Raw genomic sequence first — 23442 nt, forward strand, 5'->3', positions numbered from 1 at the left:
ATCCACTAGTTAAGGGCACTAAGTTGACTAATTATTTCACCTGTTCATACAGTCTCTAAAGATATTTTTAGTTTGGTATTTATATTGTCATTTGTGTATATACAATATCCCTTATTAGCGGCTATGTTAGTAAATTATTTTAAAAATAAGCGTATTGTGTCGTATTTTAATTCAGTTAGATAACCATATTCCGTGAATTCTATTGAAAGAGTGATATCGTTCAAATTCAATAAAATTCGCAGAATATGGCCAATGATTTACTCAATTATCGCGATGCCTGAGCAGTGGGGGCTTTTCGGGGTAATTTAGCATCTCGCATAGCTGCGTTATACACGAAGCTGGCAACAACGGTAGCGGCCTGTTTCAGGTCGTCGGGTTGGAGATGATCGTAGGTGTCCATATTGGTATGGTGGGTGCGGGTGCTGTACTCGATAGGGTCCTGAATGAACTGGAAGCCCGGTAAACCAACCCGATCGAACGAAAGATGGTCGGTGCCACCAGTATTTCTGGGTGTAATGGTTGTAGCGCCAAGGTCGTTGAGCGGTTTTAGCCACTGAGCAAAGATCGGCCCTACTTCCTGATTGCCTTGCAGATACACTCCCCGAATTTTTCCCGTTCCATTATCGACGTTGAAGTAAGCCGCTATGTTATCACCTTCTTTAGTAAGCTTGGTCGTGCTGGATTCAACTAAATGATTGGCAACGTAATTCTTGGAGCCGTGTAATCCTTGTTCTTCCCCACTCCAGAGAGCCAGGCGAATTGTACGGCGGGGTTTAACACCGATGGTTTTCAGAATCCGAACGGCTTCCATCATCACCGAACTTCCGGCAGCATTGTCGGTGGCGCCCGTAGCCGCATGCCAGGAATCGAAGTGAGCACCCAGCATCACTACTTCGTCTTTCAGTTTGGGATCAGTACCCGGAATTTCGGCCAGTACGTTATAGCCTTTGGTGTCGTCGGTATAAAATTTGGTTTTTACATCAATGTCCAGCTTGACCGGAACCCCGGCTTTCATGAGTCGGCAAAGCGTCAGGTAATCTTCAACGGATATCGACAGGTCGGCCAGGTCGTCGGGTGTTGATCCTAGAGCGGCATTGGCGTAGTCGCCACTAACAAACAGGGTGCCGTCTACACTGTTCTGGGTTGAATTGAGCATACCGAGTGCACCTTCCTGCTTGGCCAGCTTCCGCATTTTCTGATTGAACGCATTTTGCGTGCGCATAGCCAGCATCCGGCTGCGGAACGTTGTGTCGCCACCCGCTCGTGGACTAGGCGCTGCTTCGCTGGCCATTTTCTGAAGTTCGTCGTCGGTGAAGCGGGTCGCATCGGCCTTGTAGGTCGGCGGAATTTTGTACGACTGGTCAATCAGGATAACCTTATTTTTTAGCTTACTGCGGTAGCTTTCCAGGGCCGTGGTGTCCGTAGCACTGATGTAGAGGATATCGGCGGCCTGTAGTTTGTTGGTGCTGCCACTCCAGGCTCGAGGTACGGCAATGATCGATTTGTAATAGGGAGCGGTCATAGCCAGATAGCAATGCTCTACGGCCCAGCCTTTACCCCATTCGCCCCAGGGCTCCAGCCGAGGGTTTTGTAAGCCCCAACTGGCTAACTTGCCTTTGGCCCAGTTCGCAGCTTTCATGAAACCGGGCCCTTGTAAGCGTGGACCATTGACATCGGTCAGATAAAAAGCCGTTTCCATAACCTGCGAGTGCTGCAGCCCTTCCTCGCGAATTTTCTGAATGGTAGCCATATTCAGTTTCTCATCCTGTCCGTAGGTAAACACCGACGTGCCGAGAAATAAACTAGCTAGTAGAAGTTTGTTGTGCATGTGATTGAACGAATTGAGTAGTAGCCCGAAGATACCGAAAATGGGGGAGAAGTTCGTGGCGTATGGCCGAAAGGGACTATCTTAGCGACTTTTTGAGAAGCAATTCCGATTATCAGCAAGCTGGCAAAGCTTTAGGAGGGATTACCTCTTCCGCTTTCACCCCTATGGAAACAACCGAAAATCCCTGGCAGACACTCAACTCGTCGGTCAAATACGAAAACCCCTGGCTATCGATTCGCCATGAAGATGTAATTACCCCGGCTGGCACCTCTGGCATTTATGGCGTGGTCAGTTTTAAGAACAAAGCCATTGGGGTAATTCCCATCGACAGCGAAGGTAATACCTATCTGGTAGGACAATATCGCTATCCATTGAACGAATATTCCTGGGAAATTCCTGAAGGGGGCTCGCCACTCGGAACCGATCCACTCGATTCGGCCAAACGGGAACTGAAAGAGGAAACCGGCCTGGAAGCCTCCAAATGGACCAAAATTGCCCGGATTCATACCTCTAACTCAGCCACCGACGAAGAAGGATTTCTGTACATTGCTGAAGAACTGGTACAGGGTGAACATGCTCCTGAAGAAACCGAAGACCTGCGTGTGTGGAAGCTTCCGCTGGCCGAAGCCGTCAACATGGTCATGACCAGCCAGATTACCGATTCACTTAGTGTCAGTGGCCTGATGATCGTAGCCCGCTTGCGGGGAATCTAACAGTTATAGAGTTATACAGTTGTAAAGTTTAAAAGTGATCTTGGTGATTCCTGCTTGTCATTTAAGGGAACTTTACAACTGTATAACCGTACAACTTTATAACTTCACTTTCTGTGTTCTTACCTATTCTCTTTGGTTTTTTACTGGGCGTTGGTCTCTGCCTGACATTTGGGACTGTTTTTTTTGCCCTGATTCAGAATAGTGTCGATAACGGATTTCGGTCGGGACTTAAGATGGTATTTGGGGTCATTGTGGGCGATATTATTTTCGTGGTTGCGGCTCTGATCGGCACATCCTTTATCCCCAAGGTACAGGGCTTCGAAAACATCATGGCTTTGGTTGGGGTGATCTTCCTTGTCGCCCTGGGGCTGGTCAATATCCTGAAGGGAACGCCCCGATTGGCTTATCCCAAAACTCGTTTAGGGAACTTTGTCTACTATTTTACGACGGGCTTTTTTCTGAACGCCCTCAATCCGGTCAATTTTGTGGCCTGGGTAGCTATTGTAGCCTATATTCGTTCGCACCTGCATTATTCCGATGCGCAACAGTATGCATTTATGATTTCGGCACTAGTGGGCGTATTTGCCACCGAATCGGCACTGGCCTACTACGCCAATCGGCTCAAGCGCCTGTTTACACCCCGCGTCGTTAAAATTTTTAACCGCACCACCGGCATTGTGTTCCTGATCGGGGCCGCCAACATCGCCTACAATCGCCTGCTGGAGCCCCTGTCGAAAGCGTTGAATTGGTAGGTATTTAAAGAGCGAAAGAATGAAAGAGTGAAAGAGCGAATGGTTAGCGCAAGCTTTTTTCGCTCTTTCACTCTTTCATTCTTTCGCTCTTTAAAAAGGCTTCCCACTCCTTCACCAGTCCCTTCTTCAGCACGCGGGGGAATTTGTGCTGACCGCCCATCTTGCCGCGCGATTCCATCCAGTCGTAGAAGGTTTTGGCTGGTAGTACGGTTACCGAAATATCTTTCAGGGCATGTTTTCGTTCGACGGCGTAATCGTCGTTGAGTTCTTTGAGTTTGGCGTCGATGCGGTCGCGGAGGAGGTTCGCGTCAACTTTATCGTCGGTGCCGATGTACCAGTCGTGGGCGAAGAGCGTACCGTGCGAAACACCGGCCACGGTGAATTCACGAACCGAAATGCCCAGTTCCTGCGATACCAGCTCAATAGACTTATTCATGTTGTCGACCGAAAGGTGTTCACCACACAGGCTCAGGAAGTGTTTCGTTCGGCCTGTAATTATGATTTCGGCTTGTTTTTTATTCACAAACCGAATGGTATCGCCGATCAGATAGCGCCAGGCACCCGCACAGGTCGAGATGAGTAGCGCATATTCCTTACCTTCCTCAACCTCATCGATCATGAGCGTTTGGGGGTTGTCTGCCAGTTCGCCATCGGGCGAGAAATTCTTTTCGTTGAAGGGGATAAATTCAAAAAATAAGCCGTTGTTTAGCACGAGTTGCATGCCTTCGGCATTTGGGTGGGTCTGAAAAGCAATGAAGCCTTCCGAAGCCAGGTAGGTTTCGATGTAGGTAATGGGGTGGGCAAGGAGCTTTTCAAAACCTGCCTTGTAAGGTTCAAACGACACGCCACCATGACCAAACACCATTAAGTTCGGCCAGATGTCGTGGATGGTTTTTACCTGGTATCGGGCAATGATTTTCTCCATCAGCAACTGAATCCAGGCCGGAACGCCTACCACATAGCCAATATCCCAGTCGGCAGCCTGTTCCGTAATTTCGTCCAGCTTCAGCGCCCAGTCGCGTTCCTGCGCTATATCTTTTCCAGGCTTATAAAATCGCTGGAACCAGAATGGAATCTGACTGGCCGTAATGCCGCTTAAATCGCCTTCAAAATGTCCCTGGCGGGCGTTTAGATTTGTACTGCCACCCAGCATCAGGTAGCCTTTTTCGTAGAGAGTAGCCGGTAAATTCTGGTATTTTCCCAATGTCAGAATTTGGCGAATACTGGACCGTTGAATGGCCCTCGACATGGCTTTGGTGACCGGAATGTATTTTGTCGCGGCTTCGGATGTGCCTGAACTCAGGGCAAAATATTTCACCCGACCCGGCCAGGTGATGTTTTTTTCGCCAGCCAGTGTCCGATTCCACCAGGTATCGAACATCTTGTTGTAGTCGTGAATGGGTACGTTTTTCTTGAATTTCTCGTAGAATTCATGGTGGGTGCCAAACTCGACCGACCGGAGTAATTCGTCGAAATGGTAAGTCGTACCAAATTGCGTAAACTGTGCTTTCTGAATCAGTTTACGAAAGGCCTTTCGTTGCTGGCTGAACGGATTCGTTTTCCGCAGCCGAACGGCATTCGTCAGTCGAATACCACTTTTAAGTAAACTTCCTAAGAGCGCCATCGTTTGTTGATAATGAACAATGGATAATGTAAAATGAATAATGTATAAATCGCATAAGATTCATTGTCCATTATTCATTTTACATTATCCATTAAAGTTATAACTTCCAGTTCTTCAGTTCCTCCATCATGCTGTAGGCTGTCAGGTCGTAGTGACAGGGAACAACAGAGGTATAATTGTTGGCCAGCGCATATTCGTCGGTGTCTTCGGCGTGGGTGTCGAAGTTGACAAAATCACCAGCCAGCCAGAAATACCGACGCCCGTGTGGGTCGCGCCGTTCGTCGAACACTTCCTGCCACTTGGCATTCGCCTGCCGACAGATTTGAATACCTTTCAACGGCTCGGCAGTACGGGCTGGGAAATTAACGTTCAACGCCGTTCCCCGCTTAATGCCCTGCTGGAGCACGTTGCGGGCAATAGCCAGAATGTGTTCATGCGTATGCGAAAAATCGGGCTGGCGCGTAAAATCGTTCAGCGAAAACCCAATGGCCGGAATGCCTTCGATAGCCGCTTCGATGGCGGCCGACATGGTGCCGGAATATAAAATACTGATGGATGAATTGCTGCCATGATTGATACCACTGACCACCAGATCGGGCGAACGATCTTTCAGGACGTGATGCTTAGCCAGCTTTACACAGTCGGCAGGCGTACCCGAGCATTCATAGGCCGGTATGTCGCCGAAAACATCGGACGGATACAGCCGTATTGGATTAGCTATCGTGATCGCATGACCCATGCCCGATTGCGGGCTGTTGGGAGCTACGACAACCACCGAGCCAATTTGTTTCATCAAGTCTACCAATGTTCGAATGCCGTGGGATGTGATCCCATCGTCATTCGTTACTAAAATCAGCGGTTTTTGTTCAGACATACACGTCAAAAGTCAATAGCTGGTAGTCAATAGTTGTCAATGAAGTATATAATGATAGTTTTTACATGGACGACCGCTTCGGAGAGCTGGTATCGACTACAGACTATCGGCTGGCGACTATTGACTATCGACATTTCTGCTGCAATACTACGGAAATCGACCAACCTTTTGGCTGAAATACCAGCGAATGACACGTTAAATAATCAAGTATCGTTTCGGATACAAAGAATAACCCGAAATTCGTAGTTGATTGTTCGCAATAGAATCCATGCTATCGTCAAGGCATAAAATTTTCCTGGAAGTGGCCCGGCTGCTGAGTTTTACCAAAGCCAGTCAGACGTTGTTTTTGAGCCAGTCGGCCATCAGTAAACACATCAAATCGCTGGAATATTTTTATAAGACCGGGCTGTTTGAACGGCATGGTACCAGTATTAGTTTAACGCCGGCGGGGCAAACCTTGTACGCTAAATTGCTGGAAGCCGGGCAACTACAGGAGGAATTGCACCAGGAGCTTCAGCAGATCAACGAAAACTTTCTGCCGCCAACCAAACTAGCCGTTGGCTCCAGCACGACTATCAGCCTCTATGTGCTGCCGCCCGTGTTGTCGGCCTATTTGAAACGGTATACCAATATCCAGATCAACGTCCTGAACCGCAATTCGAACAATATTCAGAACGCTCTGCTGGCGCATGATATTGATATGGGGATTGTGGAGGCTATGACTCGAATTAATACCCTGACCTATACACCGTTCATGACCGACGATGTACTGGCGGTTTGCTCAGCGAAGAGCCCTTTACGTGACCGAACACTTACCGTGGCCGATTTGCCAACTATTCCACTCGCGCTGCGTGAAAACGGTTCGGGTACGCTGGCTGTTGTCGAGGATGCACTCAGTAAAAAAGGTATTAACATAGCATCGCTGCGTGTCCTGATCCGGTTAGGAGGTACCGAAGCCCTGAAAAACTTTGTACTGGCCGACACCTGTCTGGCGTTTTTGCCGAAGCGGGCCATTATGAAAGAACTGGCTGCTGGCGAACTGGTTGAAGTGCCTATTCAGGATTTAACGCTTCAGCGGACCTTCTATTTTATTCAGCGTAAAGGCACCGAAAATAATCGGCTCGTCAGCGGATTTATTCAGTTTGCGCTTAAGTATTATTCCAAAAGGGAATAACTCATCTCAAAACGGTATTTGCTTCGTGGGTGGTTAACCGGGATTTTTCGGAAAAAATCAAAACCATGAACGTAGCTGTTACATCATCGCTATTAGGCGATTTGCATTGCTCGCATTGCGGCAAGACGCATGACCCGGCCATTCGCCAGACGGTGTCTCACTGCTGCCAGGCCCCGTTGCTATGTGACTATGTGCTGGATGTAGGCAGTGTATCGCCTGGTGATTTGGCATCCCGACCTAAATCACTCTGGCGGTATGAAGAGCTTCTGCCCGTTATCCAACCCGAAAACCAGGTAAGTTTAGGCGAAGGATTTACGCCGATGCTGGCACTTGACCGGCTGGCCAGCCACTATAATCTGCAACACCTCCTGCTGAAAGACGAAGGACTAAATCCAACCGGTTCATTCAAGGCGCGGGGGCTAAGCATGGCTATCTCGAAAGCCAAAGAAAACGGCGAACAGGCCTGTATCATTCCAACGGCTGGCAATGCGGGAGTAGCGATGGCAGCCTATTGTGCGCGAGCCGGTATGGAAGCTGTTGTGGTGATGCCTCGCCATACGCCCGATGCGTTTAAGGAGGTTTGTATCGGCTATAACGCTCGGCTGATAGAGGTCGATGGGCTAATCAACGATTGTGCCGCTAAAGTGCAGCAATTAAATCAGGACGGTAAGTATTTCGACGTATCGACGCTGAAGGAACCCTATCGGCTGGAGGGCAAGAAAACAATGGGGTTTGAAATTGCTGAACAATTGGTATGGCAACTGCCCGATGTGATCGTATATCCGACAGGTGGAGGGACCGGCCTGATTGGTATCTGGAAAGCGTTTGATGAAATGGAATCGCTGGGGTGGTTGCCTAAACACGTAAGACTTCCCCGCATGGTGGCGGTACAGGCCGAGCAGTGTTGCCCCATTGTAGCCACCTGGCAGGGTAAGCAACTGAATAGTAAACAATACATAGGTCGTCCTACCCTGGCCAATGGGCTAGCCGTTCCCCGCCCAATCGGTGAGCCATTGATTATGAATGTCTTGCTGGAGTCGGGAGGGACCGCCATCGCTGTTTCGGATGATGAAATGGTGTTGGGCGTCCGTGAACTCTGCCGGTACGAAGGGATTTTTGCGGCCCCGGAAGGCGGTGCCGTATGGGCCGCTACGAAGAAACTACTCCAACAAGGCTGGATTCAACCACACGAACGGGTATTGCTCCTGAATACAGGCTCCGGCCAGAGCTATCTGGATAACCTGAAGGGAAAGTTGGCCGGTTAATTGGTTGGCTGGTTAGTTGGTGCAACCTAAGTTTTCTGTCATTCCGACGAAGGAGGAATGACAGAAAACTTAGGTTACAATGTAATTAGTACAAAAGCTACTGACGAGTTAACTAATCAACCAATCAACTAATCTACAAATTAACCGATAACGCTTGTCCCTGGCGGCTTTTGAAACCTTGCAGGGGTGAGTAGCTATCGGTTACCTTGCCGTAATAACCGGTGCCGTCGTATTCGCGTAGGTTCGGATCGGCCTTACAGTCGTCGGAGCAGGTGCCCTGATGTTCAACTCCACAGGCTTCGCACATCGTAAAATGGTTGTTGCAGGCTGGGCTGGCGCAGTTGACCATCCGGCTGGTGGACGTACCACAGCGGTGGCAGGTCGAGATGACAGCCGGATTGACGTGGTTGACCGGCACCGTAACCCGGTTATCGAACACGTAGCACTCGCCGTCGAAATCTTCGCCACCGGCTTCCATTCCGTATTTGATGATGCCGCCGTGGAGTTGATACACATTCTCAAAACCCTGAGCCAGCAGGTAAGCCGATGCTTTTTCGCACTTGATGCCCCCCGTGCAATAGGTAACGATTTTTTTGCCGGAACCTTTCAGGTGCTCAATTTCGGCAATGTGTTCGGGTAGCTCGCGCAGGTTCTCCATGTCGAACGTGATGGCCCCTTTGAATTTACCTACCGAATGCTCATAGTTGGACCGCATATCGACCAGCACCACATTGGGATCGTTTTTGATGGCCACGAATTCGTCAGGCTCCACGTAAATACCCGTTTGCCGGAGCGGATCGACGGGCAGGTCGGAGTGAACAATTTCGGGTTTTACCCGAACATGTAGTTTCTGAAAGGTATGATCGTCGGATTCATCGACTTTAAATTCGATACCAGCAAACCGAGGGTCGGCCCGAAGCGTATTCATGTAGGCTTCGCAATCGGCAGTTAGGCCCGACACGGTCCCATTGAGCCCCTCAGGAGCCACGATGATCCGCCCCAAGAGGTTGAGGTTGAGACACAATAAATGGTGCTCCTCCCGATATTGCTCTGGATTCTCAATGGGTGAATAAATGTAATATAAAAGCACTCGATACGGTTTCATGACAAAGAGCGAAAGAGTGAATGAGTGAAAGAGCGAATACATCAGGGCAAATCGGGCTCTTTTAACAAACTCTTTTCAACTACAAAATTAAACTCAAAAGACGAAAGTTCGTTATAGAATGGAAAAGGAGATACAGGAAGTATAGTAGCGATTTCCTTTCTCCTTTTCTCCTTCTTCCTTTCTGCTTTTTCCTATGCACATCGCCATTACCGGAAATATTGGGGCCGGGAAAACAACCCTGGCCGAAATGCTGGCTGCTCAATTTGGCTGGGAAGTCCTTTATGAAGCGGTGGAAGGCAATCCCTATCTGGCCGATTTCTATGCCGATATGCCGCGTTGGTCGTTTAATCTGCAAATCTTTTTTCTGAACAGCCGGTTTTCGCAGATGAAACGAATTCTGGATCTTCAGGAGGCCACGGAATCCATTTCGGGCCAACGGAGCGTGATGATTCAGGATCGGACCATTTACGAAGATGCCGCCATTTTCGCCCGCAACCTCTACCAGCGTGGTGAGATGGCCGAGCGCGATTACCTGACCTACCGGCAGGTATTCGAAAATATGACGAGTCTGGTTCGTCCTCCCGATCTGATGATTTATCTGCAAGCCAGCTTGCCCCGACTTCGCCAGCGTATTCGGAAACGGGGCCGCGATTTTGAACAGGCCATTAGCGACGAATACCTCGGAAGTTTGAATCAACTCTATGACGAATTTGCCGAATCGTATCAACTGGGCCCCTTGTTGGTGCTCGATGTAGACCGGCTGGATTACGTAGCTCGCCCAGCCGACTTCGATGAAGTGATCAATCTGATCAACACCCACCTGGAAGCCCAGATCTGATGGTTCATAAACACCTTGATAAACTCAAGGTGTTTATGAACCATTTTCGTTTTACCTATAATCCACTAATGATCCGGGCGTATACATTGTTGGCTGGGTTTCCGTCATACGTTTGTGTGGCATCGTCGCTCACATTCACCGTAATATTGGATACACTCCCTGAGTTGGCGGTAGTACGAGTAATGGTAAAACCCAGTGCGGTTGTTGCATTGGCGGCAATAACCTGTCCGGTATTCATCGTCAGGGAAATCTGTTGATTGGCCACATTACTGATAACATGCCATTTCGGATTGTCAACGGCTACGGGGTTACTGGTGCCCTCGGTCACATTGATGCTGGTCAGCGCCGTATTGAACGAAACCGAATAGCCGACAGGAACGGTAATCGTAATGACGACACTGCCACTTGAGGTTGGCAATCCACCCGATTCGAATACGTTTACAACGAAGTCGCGCGCATTGTCGGGGCTGGTGATTCCAAAGTTAGACTGTGGCAGAAGTACGGTTGGGCTTAGATCAGGAGCTTGGATGGAGCCCAGCGTTGCAAAATCGCTCCGAAATTTCTTGAAATTGGCCTGCGCCAGGTCTTTTGCGGCCGTACCATCGCTATAGTATACCTGATTACCATTGTCCATCAGAAACTGGATTGAACTGGTAGCATCCAACGTGGCTGGTAATTCAACAATTGATTCGATGCTGCTCCCTCCGCCACCACTCAGGCCGCTCAGATCTGCCGAACACTGACGAGCCGGATCGGCCGGATTGCCCGTCCAGGTGAACAGTTTAAAGGCATTGGGATCGGCTCCCGCATTTCCCGAAGGGCCAGCCACAATCAGGTACTGCCCATTGCCATTGCCTTTAATTTCCCGAATGCCGCGTCCGCCGAGATCGAGTAGAATAGGGGCACCGAAGGTAGCCGGGCCTGCCGTTGGGTTGTCGGAGACAAGTGAGGTGAAATTGGTAACCGGTATAATCAGTGCCTTGGTTCGGTTCGATGTGGGTTCTATAGGCGCTCGGAAAGCCAGGTAACCCGTTGTGCCATCGGGAGCCACTGTCAGCCCTTCCAGACCAAAACCTACTCCTCCAGCCGCTTCGGGATCGACTCCATCAGCAGCGCTGGCCTGCAATCCAAAGTAATTCGCTCCCAGGCCATGTATATTGTTGAGATCCCAATTGATCAGATCGGTTTTGAGCCCGTCGTAGCGGCCCACATAGCTTAAGACTGTACTAGCTCCACTACCCGACATATCAGTGGCAAACAGCCGATTGCGATTGGGTCGGGCAGCCCCGCTCGATGCGTTGTTGTGCGACCCTAACCAATAGATACGATTTCCGATACGAACCGAAGCTTCGATATTCACCTGACGAGGTATACCTCCCGAAAGATCAGTTAAGCCCAGCGAAGTAGTATAGTCGAAACCAGCGATGGGTAAGCCTGAGTTGTGTCGATTGTATAGCCGAAGCACCTGGTTGTCATCGTCGCCGACCAGCATATAGGTTGCGTCGATAGCCTGAGCGGTCGATGCATCGCTGGTACCTGTATGAAACCGGCTGCTAGCCGTCGAAGCTGCTGAGGCCGCATAACTAATGGTATACGATGCTATACTACTGCCATCCGACACTGTCGCCATAATGGTGGCGTAGCCAACACCGGTAGGGGTAATTTTCAGATTTCGGCTGGCTCCGCTGCCAGTCAGGGCCAGGTTGGCATTGGAAACGACGCTGGCATTGTTACTACTGGCTGTTAGGGTAAGGCTAGCAACAGGTGTGTCGGGGTCGTCCAGCGTGAAGTCAATGCCCAGCGTACGGGCAGGATCGGTAGGGTCATCGATAACACCACTAATGGCTGATCCGTTTAGATAAGCAGTTGTTGTAGCGGCAACAACAATAGTAGGTGGTACACCAACTGCTACATCATTATCGGTAATGGTAACCGACACCGGGTTCACAACTAGCCCATTATAGGCTGGGTCGGTACTGGTTGCTGCGTGGGTAATGGTTGCAGAATGAACACCTTCCACCACATTATCGTCGATAGCCGAAATCGTTACCGTCTGTGTCAGGCTAAAATTGGCAGGAGTAAAGGTCAGCGTTGTTACATTGGTTGTCAGTTGCGAACCCGGCGTAATCGTTACCAGCACATCGGCGGTGGGTTGGCTGGCCAGAGCTACCGTATAGGTATCGCTGGCTCCCCCTTCGGCCACCGTTGTCGTAGTGCCGGATATGCGCACCAGTACGCGGTTGATCGGGCTAAAATACCCCCCTGGATTTCCGACATTACCATCTGCCGACGCATACGAATGCTGGGCATCATTGATAACCGACAGGCGCCAACTGGTAATGCTATTCGTGCCGAGATTTTCCTGATTTGTCCAGGCGCTGAATCCATTGGTGAATACTGTGCTGCCTCCTGCACTGCTACTCGGGTAGGTGAGCCGATCAACCAGTGTATTTGTGGCATCATAAATATTGATTTCATCGCCATTACCTAAGTTCTGATTGTTGCTGCCAATCACCTTTACCGTCGCTGGCAGATACCAGGCCGTGCGAAAGGCAGCGGCAGATGCTTCGGCAATGACGACCGACTCGCCCGGCTGTACCAGGCCGAATGCCCCGATGGAAAATGAACCGGCCACGCGGGTATTGTCGTCGAAACTCCAGCCAGTCAGGTCAATCGGTGCCGTGCCAATGTTTGTCAGTTCGATAAATTCATTCGCTGTTCCTGCGCCATTATACGCATACTCCGTTATCCGAATGATACCCACAGGGGCCGCATTAACGGATAGCGAAAACGTTGTACTGACCGAGTTACTGGCAGGGTCAGTGGCTACAACCGTCACGGATTGCACGCCCGTAGCCGTAGGTGTACCACTAATAATGCGCGTAGTATTATCGGCCGACAGACCATTACTTAATCCTGTGATGAGGTACGTGATCTGTTGATTTTCAGGGTCGGTAAAGGCTGGTACTGTAAAGCTAAACGCCGTATTGACCGTAGCGATCTGGTCGGCAATGACGGGAGCTGTAGGGGGCTGATTGGCATTGATCGTGATAGTGAACGTGCCTGATGTAGAAAGAGAAGCCGGATCGGTAGCCACGACCGTTACGGTCGATACCCCTGTTGTCGTAGGTGTCCCGCTGATCACCCGACTAACATTATCTGCCGAGAGACCAGCCGGAAGGCCCGTAATCATATAGGTCAGCGATTCATTCTCCGGGTCGGTAAATGCAGGAGCGGTAACGCTAAAAGGCACAGCCGCTATACCGGTTTGATTGGTAAGAGAAGGAAGGGTAGGAGGCTGGTTGCCTGAACCAATCATCGTTATGACGGCTACGGCTGAGTTGTTGGTTTCATTACTCTCTGTAATGCTATGGGTAGGGTCAACCAGGGCTGTACCGCTTGTCAGGTTGCCACTCACCGTCGGCGTTATAGTCACGGTAAGCGTTGTGCTGCTTCCGGCTGCGAGTGAACCACCCGAAAAAGTGACGAGATCGCCTGACTGACTAGCCGTAAATCCATTGGCCCCAATAGCTGAATTGTAGGTAGCACTGGCCGACAACGGCAGGGTAAACTGAGCCGTAATGCCTGCCGCATCGGCAAAGCCCTGGTTACTGACAATCAGCGAATAATTGAACGGTTGGTTAAGCGTGGCCGAAGCTGGTGCCGTAAGCGCGATGGTCAGATCAGGCTGGGGGGTAACGGGGGCCATGGCAACCCCCCGGAAGCTGGTGTTGGCCGGAGCGGTCGCAATGGTTGAGACAACGGCACCAGCACCTGTATCCGTCACTTTTATGAGTCGATTCGCCGTTGATTCGGTCGTGGTGGCGTAAATGACGGGATCGGTTCCCGAGAAATCGACCGTCAGGCCGAACGTGCCTGTTGTGGAGCCCGAACCCGTTCCGAATGTATAGGCCAGCGACCAGGTACTACCATCAACTATCCATTTCTGGATGCCTCCGCCGTTGCTGATAGTTCGGCCGTCGGCAATGTAGCAGATCGTTCCGGCAGCATTAAAGAAAAACCCAGTTGCCTGAGAGCCAGTACCGGTATTGATCGTATTGGTTATGGTTTGCCCGGATTCGGTAGGTAGACCGGTACCTACCTGATAAATTCCTAAGGTAGTAGGCGATCCGGCACCTGATTGCGTAGAAAAATAAAGTTTACCAGTAAAGATGGCTACGGCTCGTGTGTTGACTTTCGCATTTTGTACGGTGGCTGCTGTGCCTGTTCCAAAATAATCGGTTCCATCATTGCCACCAGCCGACCAGTAGTTGGCAGCACCATCAGATGCCGCTCCCCGGATGTTATTCGCCGAATAAAACGAACTGCTGGTAGCAACCCGGCTGAACGTACCTGCCGCGTTGACGGTACCAATACCACGATTGATGGTAGCCGCCGATGCACCTGCTAGTTGGGTTGCGTTCGGTAGCGCCTGAGCATACCCACCGAACACCAGTAAACTCCCATTGGCCGAACGCGTGAGCAGCCCTTCCGAAGCCGCACTACCACTAATGATTAACGGATCGCTACCGGACGAAGAAACGGTAACGGTTGTGCTGGCTGTTCCTGCCGGTGAAAATTCTCGAAGTACAATGGGGTTGCCCGTATTGACAAGTGTGCCACTTCCGTTGCCAGCCTGCAATACTACCACATTACCGGGAGTATACTGAGCAAGAACAGGAAAAGCAGGCAAAAACGCTATGACCAGTAATCGGGTGAAGAACTGCTGCGTGTGCCTTCTAACTAAGGTGCGTATAGGTTTTTCCATAACTAATGCGTTTATCGGCTTTGATACGTGAAGGTGCTACTGGACAATTTATGTTCCCTTTTCTTGATGCCGTTTTGATCGGGTGCCCTATGCCAAAATTGAATGACATCAAAATGGTTTATTATGATGTAGCTCAGTGGTTTTACTAATTGCAATCAGCAAACCCGTACGCTTATTGTTGCTAACTGATTCATAGTTAAAACTCTAAATTTAATTCAATAAAGCCCATATATAGCCATATTTTACATATAATACGTTTTTGTAGGACAAATTGGCCTTTGGTTAATTGACTCTATAGTCAATGCCCAGATGGATACATCCGGGTTGTCTGTCAGCTTCCTGCTGGTATGGGCGAGCGGAGCAACCCTTCGATACCTGACGGTGATTGGCTTAGAAGTTGTATGAGTATTTTTACGAGATAAGCCAGCATGGAGATCATGTGTAGGAAAAGCAGATTTAGTGACTCATACCTTGCTAAGGGCCTTGATTTTGGCATATACGAACAAAACATAGTTCTTTTAAAAGATAAAAAGCAGAGTTAGGCCTTTGGCGTAATTCTTGCACAGCTCAGTCAATAGGTACAATCTACCACGGATATAATTCATTGATGTCCGATATAACACACTCAACTGGTTTGCCTATCGAATGACTGTCTACTTTACTCAAACGGCCAGTAACCCTGCTGAGTTACTCACCTGGCCTCCTTTACGGGTTTATACAAGCGATAGTGGAGCCAAGTGGCGGGCTGTTGCCGACTTAATGTATTTGCGGGGAGAAGCCAATTACACCTGGCTTCACTGGGTCAATGAATCGCCCATATTGATTCCATATACCCTTAAGCGAATGGAAGCCAAATTGCCATCTGCCTGGTTTACCCGTACCCATCGTCATTATGTGGTGAATCAGCGGTTTATGGAGCAAATAGAATTAAGTAATTCAGGGACGACATTGCATCTGACCAATGGAGCCGCTTTGCCTATTTCACGGCGTCGCTGGTCGTTTTTGCGTCGTCAATGGGCAGGAGATAACGAACTGATTGAACAGGAAACCACTCTCATTCAATCATCCATTGCACCCAGACTTACTGTCTTTCCGCCTGACAAGAGCTTTCTTTCGTCGATCCTGATCGGTGATTAATTCAGAATTATAAGCGGGAGACTTACCTTAACAGGGTTGATTGGGTAGAAGGATGGTATGCTTACCTGCGGTTTCGATTGGGAGTAGGAACTGGTGGTACTAAGCAACATGAGCGCGATAGCGCGTATGATAGCTTGTTTGCCGAACACTTCTTGCCATAAAAAAAGCCTGACGGCAATGCCGATTCAGGCTTTCTGTTCTAATAATCTTGTCAGAGTTGAGTTTACTCGTTGTGTAGGCATTTTGTTTCACCAGTAACAAAAACACCCGGCTCAATAGTGGCCGGGCATTTTTTATAAAATCATTGATGAGTTTACTTCGTATTTACGATGCGTATAAGCGGTTGGATTGGCGAATACTAAAAAAATATGCATCAAGAGCCAATACAGGGCCTATAGCATGGCCTCAACACCGAATCCCCTAAACTATTTAATCCGGTGTGGGTTATTGCTGAAAACAACCTCAAAAAATCATGGACAAAAAAGTGACCACTCTGGTTAGCCTTGCTATAGGGGCTTCCTTGCTGGCTGGTTTTGGGATTTATAAGTTTATTCGCAACAAACGCAGCAAAGCCAGTAAAGTCCAGGTACCAGGGAGTGGGGTTAGCCGGAATGGCTTAGCCGACGGGTTCATTGGAAGTGGATTTGTTAAAAGTACTGGCCTGTATAAAGGTATCGACATTGCCAATGGCCTAATTGGCGGGGGATTGTATAAACTACAGGGCGGTCATGTTGGCGGCTAACCTCCGCAACTATAGAACCGCTTCGGTGTAATGCCGTTTAGAAGTCACCTGATCGAATACAGGGTTTCTGAACGGCATTTACATTGGCAAATGGTCGAATTCATTCATTTTATTACACTTCAGATGCTGTTTTTACCAGTTCATACACCTTAGCGATTGGCTGGAGTGGGGGGTGTTTACTTTTGTCTACGGAAACAACGACACAAACCTTAAACAACCTCTTACTAATGGATACGCTACTACTCCCTCATTTTACCTCTAAACGTACGGTTCCCGTACAAACTATCGAATACCTGGAAGCGATGGGTAATTACACCATGGTACACATGATGGGCCAGAAGCCCATGCTGGTAGCCATTACGCTGAAACGATTCGAGGAACGGTTACCAACTTTTTTGCGGATTCACAAAGGTATTCTGGTCAACCCCATCCATATCGTTACGTACCGAATTCGATATGAATCGAATCCGTTTGTTGAACTCTCCCGCGAACGGCAATTAACGGTATCTCGTCGGCAGATTCGTCGGCTCAGGCCAACGTTAGCCGCCTTCTCATCAACGGTTGCCAAATCGTAATGCGTTCAGTCAAAAATAGACGTATCGATAACCGTCCTCCAATCGGCTTAAGGGTTGAAAGAGCAGCAATAAGCTAGTCCGCTTTCTCCATCGGACCATAGCCTTACTAAGATACCTATTGATACCCCTTATAGGACTTAATTTGTTTTATTGGGTTTATATGGTAGTTGAAGATAACGCTATGAATGCACTATCCTTACGGGTTGTAGTTGTTGATGATAATGACGACTACCGCCAACTCATTCGGTGGGCTTTGGCCAATGGCTTAACCGATATTGCCATTGACGAAATGACCAGCGGGCAGCAATTGATTGACTGGCTGGCCGAGTATCGACGCCAACAAAGAAAAGGATTTGTTGTTGATAATTATCAGGTAACTGTCATCCTGCTCGATCTGCACATGCCTGGGCTTAGTGGTCTGGATACGCTGAAATTATTAGGAGATATGAGCGAATTGCCGTATATGCCAGTAATTATGCTTACGAGCAGCGTAAGTGAACAACTTAAACAGCAAGCCTACCAGCAGGGTATCCATCTGTATATGATTAAACCAACCCGGCCAGGTGGTTTGTACCGGGTTGTTGAAGCAGTTAAGCTTTGCTATCGCGACACCCTGCGCTTAAGGGAGCAGATGGCAATACCACCGGTTCTATACGGATAGTAAAGTCAATATACTATGATAACCGTAATTCCATTTTAAGTAGCAGGCTTTTGTGGATCTGTTTACGGTACCTGCGCAGGAAACTAAAAAGCACTTACAAATTACTGTAAGTGCTTGTATTTTAGTTTGTTATGTGACCACGGGGAGACTCGAACTCCCATGCCGTGAAGACAGCAGAGATTATGTCTTTATGGTTTATTGTTGATAATTTTTTTCGCTGAATATCAATGAGTTAAGTATTTTTATTTTGTTGGCGTCTATCATTGATACAGTGTTATTTGTTATATTTGTTTTACCTAATGCTTTACCTAAAAGCTTGGTAAAACAACAATGGCGAGAACAACCGACCATAAAGAGGGGAGGGCTACCGTAAAGGTAATCTACCGAACCGACAAAACGCTGAAAGACGGTTCTCACCCGTTTTGGCTCCGTATAACCAAAGATCGCAAAAGCCGCTATATCGCTACAGGCTTAAGCCTGCATCCTAAATACTGGAACGAGCAAAAGAGTGAGATTCGACGTGGCTACCCTGAACCGTTCCGTGATGAACTTATAAACAAATTACGGGAATGGGAGCAAAAGTATACACAAACGGCCAAAGCCTTAGCGGGGGCTGATGAAGTACATGATGCGGCTGATGTTGCCAGTAAAACCATAGAAAGCCGTAAAGAACTTCGTAGAGCAACCGTATTGTCATACACGGACGAATTGATTGCCAACATGAAACGGGCTGGCCAACTCGGTAATATGCTCGTGTATCAAACGCTCAGGAATCAGCTTGCCGATTTTGTGAAGACTGAATATGGTCGCGAAGACGTTCGCTTTGTCGATATAACGGTGAAGTTTTGCAACGATTTCGAAGTGTATATGCGTGAAAAGGGTAACGCGGATACGTCCCTTTCCAATCGCTTTAGAACGCTTCGGGCAATTGTTAACAAAGCCATAGCTGAAGGTGTAGCCAGTGCCCAAAATTACCCGTTCAGTCGATCTTCCAGCGACCGATATAAGTTTAGCCTAAGCAAGTTTGATACCTCTACACAGAAACGGGCAATCAGCCGGGAGGATATACGCAAAATTGAAGCATTTCAGCCCGTAGGAACGCACGTTGGAGCCTACGCTGAGGTAAAGAACAATGCAGAGGTTGAACGGCTCCAACGGGCTAAAAACATCTTTCTATTTAGCTTCTTTGTCGGCGGTATAAACTTTGTTGATCTTGTTCAACTCCGTTGGCGCAACCTCAGCCAAGATGCTGAAGGGAATATGCGATTAACCTACGTTCGGCAAAAAACTGGCGGTAAGTTTTCCATTCGCGTACTAGCTCCAGCGATGGCTATTATTGAACAGTACCGACCCTACACCTACAACCGGCCTGATGATTTCATATTCGACGTACTGACCACAAAGATTCACAACAACCCTAAGTCGATTACCAACCGGCTAAAGAAGATTATGGGGCAAGTGAATGGCGATTTAAAGGTATTGGGCGAACGGGCTGGGCTTCAAACACCATTAACTACATACGTAGCCCGTCATGCCTTTGCTACTAGTCTAAAACGTTCGGGCGTAGCTACTGCGGTTATTAGTGAAGCTATGGGCCATAAGACCGAAGCGATTACAAACGTTTACCTTGACTCATTTGCAACTGAAACGGTTGATGCTGCTTTCGACGCTTTGCTGTAATATTCTATCAATTTAGAAAAACCTATTGACTGCTATGGTTATAAATCTCAAAAGGGAATGTCGAATTATTAATGTCGAACCATTTTGCGATACAGAAGAATTCAGGGGCGATATAAAAGAGTTATGTGCAAGTTGTGGGCTTGCTCAATATATAATGGATGGGATTGAAAAACAGATAGTTTTCCAGGCGCGACAGCAAAGGGATATTTTATCGGAAACTAAATTTTTGGAGTATATCGATGCTGAAATAAAAAGTGCCCAGAAAACAATGATGGAAATGAATCTAAATATGCGGAGACATGAAACGGAGCGTAGATATGTAGCAAATATCCCTAATACGACGATGGTATTTATATGGAATAAAGAGCGTATTAAGGCTTTAAATAGATTACTAGCAGATTTACAATCTAAAGAAAAAAATAGTGTAGATTCTTTTTCGTTGAAACCTGAACCTTTGAGTCACGCCCAAATTTGCCTAATTAGGATTTATGAGGGTAAACCTGTTACAAAAACCAATAGTCAGAGTGTTGCAGAGGCCTATGAACATCTCAATCCCAACGCTGGTAGGGTATTGTTAAAGAAATACAATCTGATGGATGATGAACGTAATAGATTACTTCGCCGTGACTTGGAAAGTGATATTGAAACAATTAAACCTCTGCTATCTAGGGAAGCTTTAAAAATAGCTGAAAGTGAGCTAGTTAAAATCAAGAACAAACAACGATAAAAATATTGACACCGGTTCAGAACCGGTTCCATTAATTATGTTGCCCGAACATTGTACCAGAAAAAATACATGGTACAATGACAAACTACTTTGAATTGTTCGACCGTCAATTGACGGAAATTAGGCTGCAAAATCAAGAAATTCTTGCCCGTCTCGCAGCGACTAGCAATGCGCCCGATGAGGTTGGAGGAATTACATTAGCCAAACAGATTACGCGCCTTAGTGAAGCCCGTATTTATACGCTTGTATCAAAACGGCTCATCCCACACAAAAAGCGCGGTAATCGTTTAACGTTTCGCCGTTCCGAACTTCTACAATGGTTGGATGAAGGTAATCGCGAAACGAAAGGAGGGCCGGACGCATGAACCTCCATCAAATTACTTCAGCTATTAAAACATCCAACGGTGAAGTAATAGCGTTGGGTCCTACTTCTTTTGGTTTCGTTGTCCGCGCTATTGTCAACAACCATTCTTGCCGAATCATTCGCCCTAAAGAAGACCCGAAAACACAGATCATTCCACAGGAGCGAGGTTGTGAAACTCATGTCATAACTGACGATCAGAGTTTACAAACCTGGCTTCGTTCTCTTGCGCCCCAAAGCGTACAGGAAGCTTTATAGCTATCGAACTCCCTAAACTGGATTATCAATGGTCGGCACTGGATACGAGTTAACGAAAGCATTTTACCGTGAACTCGGTGACAACGAAGCAATGCAAATGAAGGCTAAGCCGCATCATCTAAGCCTTTACTGTTGGATTGCGGAATTACGTAATAGAGTAGGGATGGACGTTGTTGATCTACCTCGTGAATATACTATGAAAATGTCATTAATCGGTTCGCCGTCAACCCTGAAAACCTGTATAATGGATTTGTCGGATTGGGGGATTATTGAGGTATTACAGTGGGGAAAGAACGATTGGACGGGGGCTACAAAGGTGCGTTTTAGCTGTTCATTTTTGAACAAGTACTGTACAGCAGGTGTACAGCAGCAGTCCACAAATAAAACTAATAAAACAGATAAAACGGGTAAATCTAATACGCACAGTGAGTTCGATCTTTTTTGGAATCACTACGGTAAGAAAACAGGTAGCAAACCCACGGCCATCAAGGAATGGAATAAGCTTTCTGTTTTAGAACAACAAGCAGCTTACGAAGGCATTGCCCGATACATTGCCTACCAGCCAGACGCCCAATACCGAAAAGACCCAGAGCGATACTTAAAACACCGAGTATGGGAAAGCGAATTTAATCTGCCGGCTAAAACAGCGAATCCTTCCCAAGTCCCCCTATTCGCCGTCACTCAACCCGCTGCATCCCCCCACAAACCATTCCGCGAACTAACATGACTCAAGCCAAACGAATCCTACCGCCCTTAGGACAACGGGCTTATCGAAGCCTTAACAGTCCCCGTCTAAAACTAACTCCTGACTTAACCTACGCGCCACCAATACCGGTGAGCCAAGAGGAACAGGACGAAGCCCAACTTCTTTTAGAGTATGAACAGAAACTACAACGCCAAAAGAGCCAACGCCCCTACTAACGACTCCGATAATCCCGTACTATTATTGGATGCCAGCGCCGAACGAGCTTTAGTAGCTATGCTATTGGACTTGTCAAAGCTACTGACCGATGCCCGCGAACTACTTGGTAGTGCTGACGTATTCGCTCATGAAGGGTATCGGCTTCTGTATGACACCCTTTGCGCGATGGAGGCCGAAGGCAAGCCTATTCGACTTGGTACCGTTTTGCAGTACATGAATGTCAATGGTACAGCGGCTAAATTATTGGAACTGGGTATTAGCCTGATTGATCTACCCTACGAAGCCAAAGCATTTGAGTTTGTTGATACCTGTGTCTACTTGCGGAGTTTGTGGATAAAGCGCTTAGCCGTTGAATCGGCCGGTAAGATTCTTTCATCAGTACGTTTAGGCGATACCGTTAGCGCCATAACCGATTTAATGACCCAGGCGGCAGAATCGGTTTCAGCCGGGTTATCGTTTGGTGCTGACCCAACACTAACCGAATCAGTGAGCGAATCCCTGAAAAGTATGGAATTGGCCATGCGTAAACCGGGGTCGCTTACAGGCATTACAACGGGCTTGGGCAAGCTAAATCGTAACCTAGGCGGATGGCAGGATTCAGATGTAATTATGATTGCTGGAAGGCCGGGCATGGGCAAAAGTGTAGCTGGGTTATACCATACCATTTCAGCCGCCCGTGAAGGCGTACCCGTTGCATTCTTATCGCTGGAAATGCCAACCAAGTCCATGATTAATCGACTTATTTCGTCCGAAACGAAAATCGAGTACGGCCGGATGAAGAAAGGCAATTTGACCGAACAGGAGTTTGCCCAAATTCACAAAGCGGCCGGATTAATCGAACGTTTACCGATACACTTTTACGACGATTACAACCGCGATATAAACGATTTAACTTATAAGCTACTACACTGGAAAAAGCGCTTTGGGATTGGCCTGGTCGTTATCGACTACGTACAGTTAATGACCGATAGAACGGTAAAGACAACCAACGAATACGAGGTCTTAACCAGTGTCAGTAAGAAGCTCAAACAGCTACAACGGCGGTTAGGGTGTCCGATTATCGAACTAGCGCAATTAAACCGGGGCGTTGAAGGCCGAACGGGTAGCAAACGGGCAGGTATGTCAGATTTACGCAATACCGGCCAATTCGAGCAGGATGCAAGCGTAATCATCATGCTGTATCGCGACGACTATTATAAAGAGAAAGCGGCCCGCGATTCAGCCGAGCAGACCGGAGAAAGCTATATAGAGCCGGTATTTGACCATCTGCTCGAATACGGCCTAGTTAAGAATCGAGACGGTGAAACAGGAACGGCAGTGTTTTGGACGGACGTAGCCACCAATCGTATAGCCGATCAAGCCCCGCTCATCCAACCTGCCTGGGAATTGAATCAAGTCCAGCCAGGGCAAGAAGGCTTTTAATGTATTCGACTATCTC

General features: G+C 48.1%; 19 protein-coding genes. 14 read left to right on the forward strand and 5 right to left on the reverse strand.

Annotated features, from left to right (window positions below):
• Positions 1-265 precede the first annotated feature (265 nt).
• Complete coding sequence (locus ACYVFD_RS21635; RefSeq protein ID WP_461092584.1) at positions 266-1828, reverse strand: M28 family metallopeptidase; 1563 nt, start codon at positions 1826-1828, stop codon at positions 266-268.
• Between the two features lie 164 nt (positions 1829-1992).
• On the opposite strand from ACYVFD_RS21635, the gene ACYVFD_RS21640 reads away from it, so the two are divergent.
• Positions 1993-2541: an NUDIX domain-containing protein gene (locus ACYVFD_RS21640; protein ID WP_461092585.1), complete on the forward strand. Its 549-nt coding sequence runs from the start codon at positions 1993-1995 to the stop codon at positions 2539-2541.
• A gap of 113 nt (positions 2542-2654) precedes the next feature.
• Positions 2655-3293: a LysE family translocator gene (locus ACYVFD_RS21645; RefSeq protein WP_461092586.1), complete on the forward strand. Its 639-nt coding sequence runs from the start codon at positions 2655-2657 to the stop codon at positions 3291-3293.
• 67 nt (positions 3294-3360) lie between these two features.
• Here ACYVFD_RS21645 and ACYVFD_RS21650 read toward each other — a convergent pair whose 3' ends face one another.
• Together ACYVFD_RS21650 and surE are read right to left on the reverse strand one after the other, a co-directional pair.
• Positions 3361-4917, reverse strand: a complete 1557-nt coding sequence (locus tag ACYVFD_RS21650; protein ID WP_461092587.1) for a GH3 family acyl-acid amido synthetase — start codon at positions 4915-4917, stop codon at positions 3361-3363.
• Positions 4918-5014: 97 nt separating this feature from the next.
• A complete protein-coding gene (gene surE, locus ACYVFD_RS21655) occupies positions 5015-5791 on the reverse strand; it encodes a 5'/3'-nucleotidase SurE (RefSeq protein WP_461092588.1) in 777 nt (258 codons plus the stop codon).
• A 268-nt stretch (positions 5792-6059) separates the two neighbouring features.
• Between surE and ACYVFD_RS21660 the strand changes: the two genes are divergently transcribed.
• Both ACYVFD_RS21660 and ACYVFD_RS21665 read left to right on the forward strand, forming a co-directional pair.
• A complete protein-coding gene (locus ACYVFD_RS21660; RefSeq protein ID WP_461092589.1) occupies positions 6060-6965 on the forward strand; it encodes a LysR substrate-binding domain-containing protein in 906 nt (301 codons plus the stop codon).
• Positions 6966-7030: 65 nt separating this feature from the next.
• On the forward strand, positions 7031-8230 hold the full coding sequence (locus tag ACYVFD_RS21665; protein ID WP_461092590.1) for a threonine synthase: 1200 nt from the start codon (positions 7031-7033) through the stop codon (positions 8228-8230).
• Positions 8231-8363: 133 nt separating this feature from the next.
• On the opposite strand, the gene trhO is transcribed toward ACYVFD_RS21665, so the two are convergent.
• A complete protein-coding gene (gene trhO / locus ACYVFD_RS21670) occupies positions 8364-9335 on the reverse strand; it encodes an oxygen-dependent tRNA uridine(34) hydroxylase TrhO (protein ID WP_461092591.1) in 972 nt (323 codons plus the stop codon).
• 193 nt (positions 9336-9528) lie between these two features.
• Here trhO and ACYVFD_RS21675 point away from each other — a divergent pair, with 193 nt between their 5' ends.
• Positions 9529-10173 carry a deoxynucleoside kinase gene (locus ACYVFD_RS21675; protein ID WP_461092592.1) on the forward strand — a complete coding sequence of 215 codons (645 nt, stop codon included), beginning with the start codon at positions 9529-9531 and terminating at the stop codon, positions 10171-10173.
• Between the two features lie 55 nt (positions 10174-10228).
• On the opposite strand, the gene ACYVFD_RS21680 is transcribed toward ACYVFD_RS21675, so the two are convergent.
• Positions 10229-14941 (reverse strand): putative Ig domain-containing protein, encoded by a 4713-nt coding sequence (locus tag ACYVFD_RS21680; RefSeq protein WP_461092593.1) that lies wholly within the window; start codon positions 14939-14941, stop codon positions 10229-10231.
• Positions 14942-15586: 645 nt separating this feature from the next.
• On the opposite strand from ACYVFD_RS21680, the gene ACYVFD_RS21685 reads away from it, so the two are divergent.
• The 9 genes from ACYVFD_RS21685 (at position 15587) to ACYVFD_RS21725 (ending at position 23426) form a co-directional block, all read left to right on the forward strand.
• Positions 15587-16078: a LytR/AlgR family response regulator transcription factor gene (locus ACYVFD_RS21685; RefSeq protein ID WP_461092594.1), complete on the forward strand. Its 492-nt coding sequence runs from the start codon at positions 15587-15589 to the stop codon at positions 16076-16078.
• A 472-nt stretch (positions 16079-16550) separates the two neighbouring features.
• The gene (locus ACYVFD_RS21690; RefSeq protein ID WP_461092595.1) at positions 16551-16820 is read left to right on the forward strand and encodes a hypothetical protein; all 270 of its coding nucleotides are present in this window, start codon (positions 16551-16553) and stop codon (positions 16818-16820) included.
• A gap of 227 nt (positions 16821-17047) precedes the next feature.
• Positions 17048-17395, forward strand: coding sequence for a LytR/AlgR family response regulator transcription factor (locus ACYVFD_RS21695; RefSeq protein ID WP_461092596.1), 348 nt, complete (start codon positions 17048-17050; stop codon positions 17393-17395).
• A gap of 181 nt (positions 17396-17576) precedes the next feature.
• Positions 17577-18056, forward strand: a complete 480-nt coding sequence (locus ACYVFD_RS21700; RefSeq protein ID WP_461092597.1) for a response regulator — start codon at positions 17577-17579, stop codon at positions 18054-18056.
• 330 nt (positions 18057-18386) lie between these two features.
• Positions 18387-19736 carry a phage integrase SAM-like domain-containing protein gene (locus ACYVFD_RS21705; protein WP_461092598.1) on the forward strand — a complete coding sequence of 450 codons (1350 nt, stop codon included), beginning with the start codon at positions 18387-18389 and terminating at the stop codon, positions 19734-19736.
• 34 nt (positions 19737-19770) lie between these two features.
• A complete protein-coding gene (locus ACYVFD_RS21710; RefSeq protein ID WP_461092599.1) occupies positions 19771-20463 on the forward strand; it encodes a hypothetical protein in 693 nt (230 codons plus the stop codon).
• 77 nt (positions 20464-20540) lie between these two features.
• Positions 20541-20828, forward strand: a complete 288-nt coding sequence (locus tag ACYVFD_RS21715) for a helix-turn-helix domain-containing protein (protein ID WP_461092600.1) — start codon at positions 20541-20543, stop codon at positions 20826-20828.
• 282 nt (positions 20829-21110) lie between these two features.
• A complete protein-coding gene (locus tag ACYVFD_RS21720; RefSeq protein WP_461092601.1) occupies positions 21111-21809 on the forward strand; it encodes a hypothetical protein in 699 nt (232 codons plus the stop codon).
• Between the two features lie 150 nt (positions 21810-21959).
• A complete protein-coding gene (locus tag ACYVFD_RS21725; protein ID WP_461092602.1) occupies positions 21960-23426 on the forward strand; it encodes a replicative DNA helicase in 1467 nt (488 codons plus the stop codon).
• The last annotated feature ends 16 nt before the right edge of the window (positions 23427-23442 follow it).

The organism is Spirosoma gilvum (assembly GCF_054776815.1).

Bases quoted from the DNA above. Each gene is read 5' to 3' on its own strand.
- ACYVFD_RS21725 (WP_461092602.1), top strand. From the start codon at position 21,960: ATGAACAGAAACTACAACGCCAAAAGAGCCAACGCCCCTACTAACGAC.
- ACYVFD_RS21710 (WP_461092599.1), top strand. From the start codon at position 19,771: ATGGTTATAAATCTCAAAAGGGAATGTCGAATTATTAATGTCGAACCA.
- ACYVFD_RS21700 (WP_461092597.1), top strand. From the start codon at position 17,577: ATGAATGCACTATCCTTACGGGTTGTAGTTGTTGATGATAATGACGAC.
- ACYVFD_RS21690 (WP_461092595.1), top strand. From the start codon at position 16,551: ATGGACAAAAAAGTGACCACTCTGGTTAGCCTTGCTATAGGGGCTTCC.
- surE (WP_461092588.1), bottom strand. From the start codon at position 5,791: ATGTCTGAACAAAAACCGCTGATTTTAGTAACGAATGACGATGGGATC.
- ACYVFD_RS21680 (WP_461092593.1), bottom strand. From the start codon at position 14,941: ATGGAAAAACCTATACGCACCTTAGTTAGAAGGCACACGCAGCAGTTC.
- ACYVFD_RS21675 (WP_461092592.1), top strand. From the start codon at position 9,529: ATGCACATCGCCATTACCGGAAATATTGGGGCCGGGAAAACAACCCTG.
- ACYVFD_RS21720 (WP_461092601.1), top strand. From the start codon at position 21,111: ATGGTCGGCACTGGATACGAGTTAACGAAAGCATTTTACCGTGAACTC.
- ACYVFD_RS21650 (WP_461092587.1), bottom strand. From the start codon at position 4,917: ATGGCGCTCTTAGGAAGTTTACTTAAAAGTGGTATTCGACTGACGAAT.
- ACYVFD_RS21665 (WP_461092590.1), top strand. From the start codon at position 7,031: ATGAACGTAGCTGTTACATCATCGCTATTAGGCGATTTGCATTGCTCG.
- trhO (WP_461092591.1), bottom strand. From the start codon at position 9,335: ATGAAACCGTATCGAGTGCTTTTATATTACATTTATTCACCCATTGAG.
- ACYVFD_RS21660 (WP_461092589.1), top strand. From the start codon at position 6,060: ATGCTATCGTCAAGGCATAAAATTTTCCTGGAAGTGGCCCGGCTGCTG.
- ACYVFD_RS21640 (WP_461092585.1), top strand. From the start codon at position 1,993: ATGGAAACAACCGAAAATCCCTGGCAGACACTCAACTCGTCGGTCAAA.
- ACYVFD_RS21685 (WP_461092594.1), top strand. From the start codon at position 15,587: ATGACTGTCTACTTTACTCAAACGGCCAGTAACCCTGCTGAGTTACTC.
- ACYVFD_RS21635 (WP_461092584.1), bottom strand. From the start codon at position 1,828: ATGCACAACAAACTTCTACTAGCTAGTTTATTTCTCGGCACGTCGGTG.
- ACYVFD_RS21715 (WP_461092600.1), top strand. From the start codon at position 20,541: ATGACAAACTACTTTGAATTGTTCGACCGTCAATTGACGGAAATTAGG.
- ACYVFD_RS21705 (WP_461092598.1), top strand. From the start codon at position 18,387: ATGGCGAGAACAACCGACCATAAAGAGGGGAGGGCTACCGTAAAGGTA.
- ACYVFD_RS21695 (WP_461092596.1), top strand. From the start codon at position 17,048: ATGGATACGCTACTACTCCCTCATTTTACCTCTAAACGTACGGTTCCC.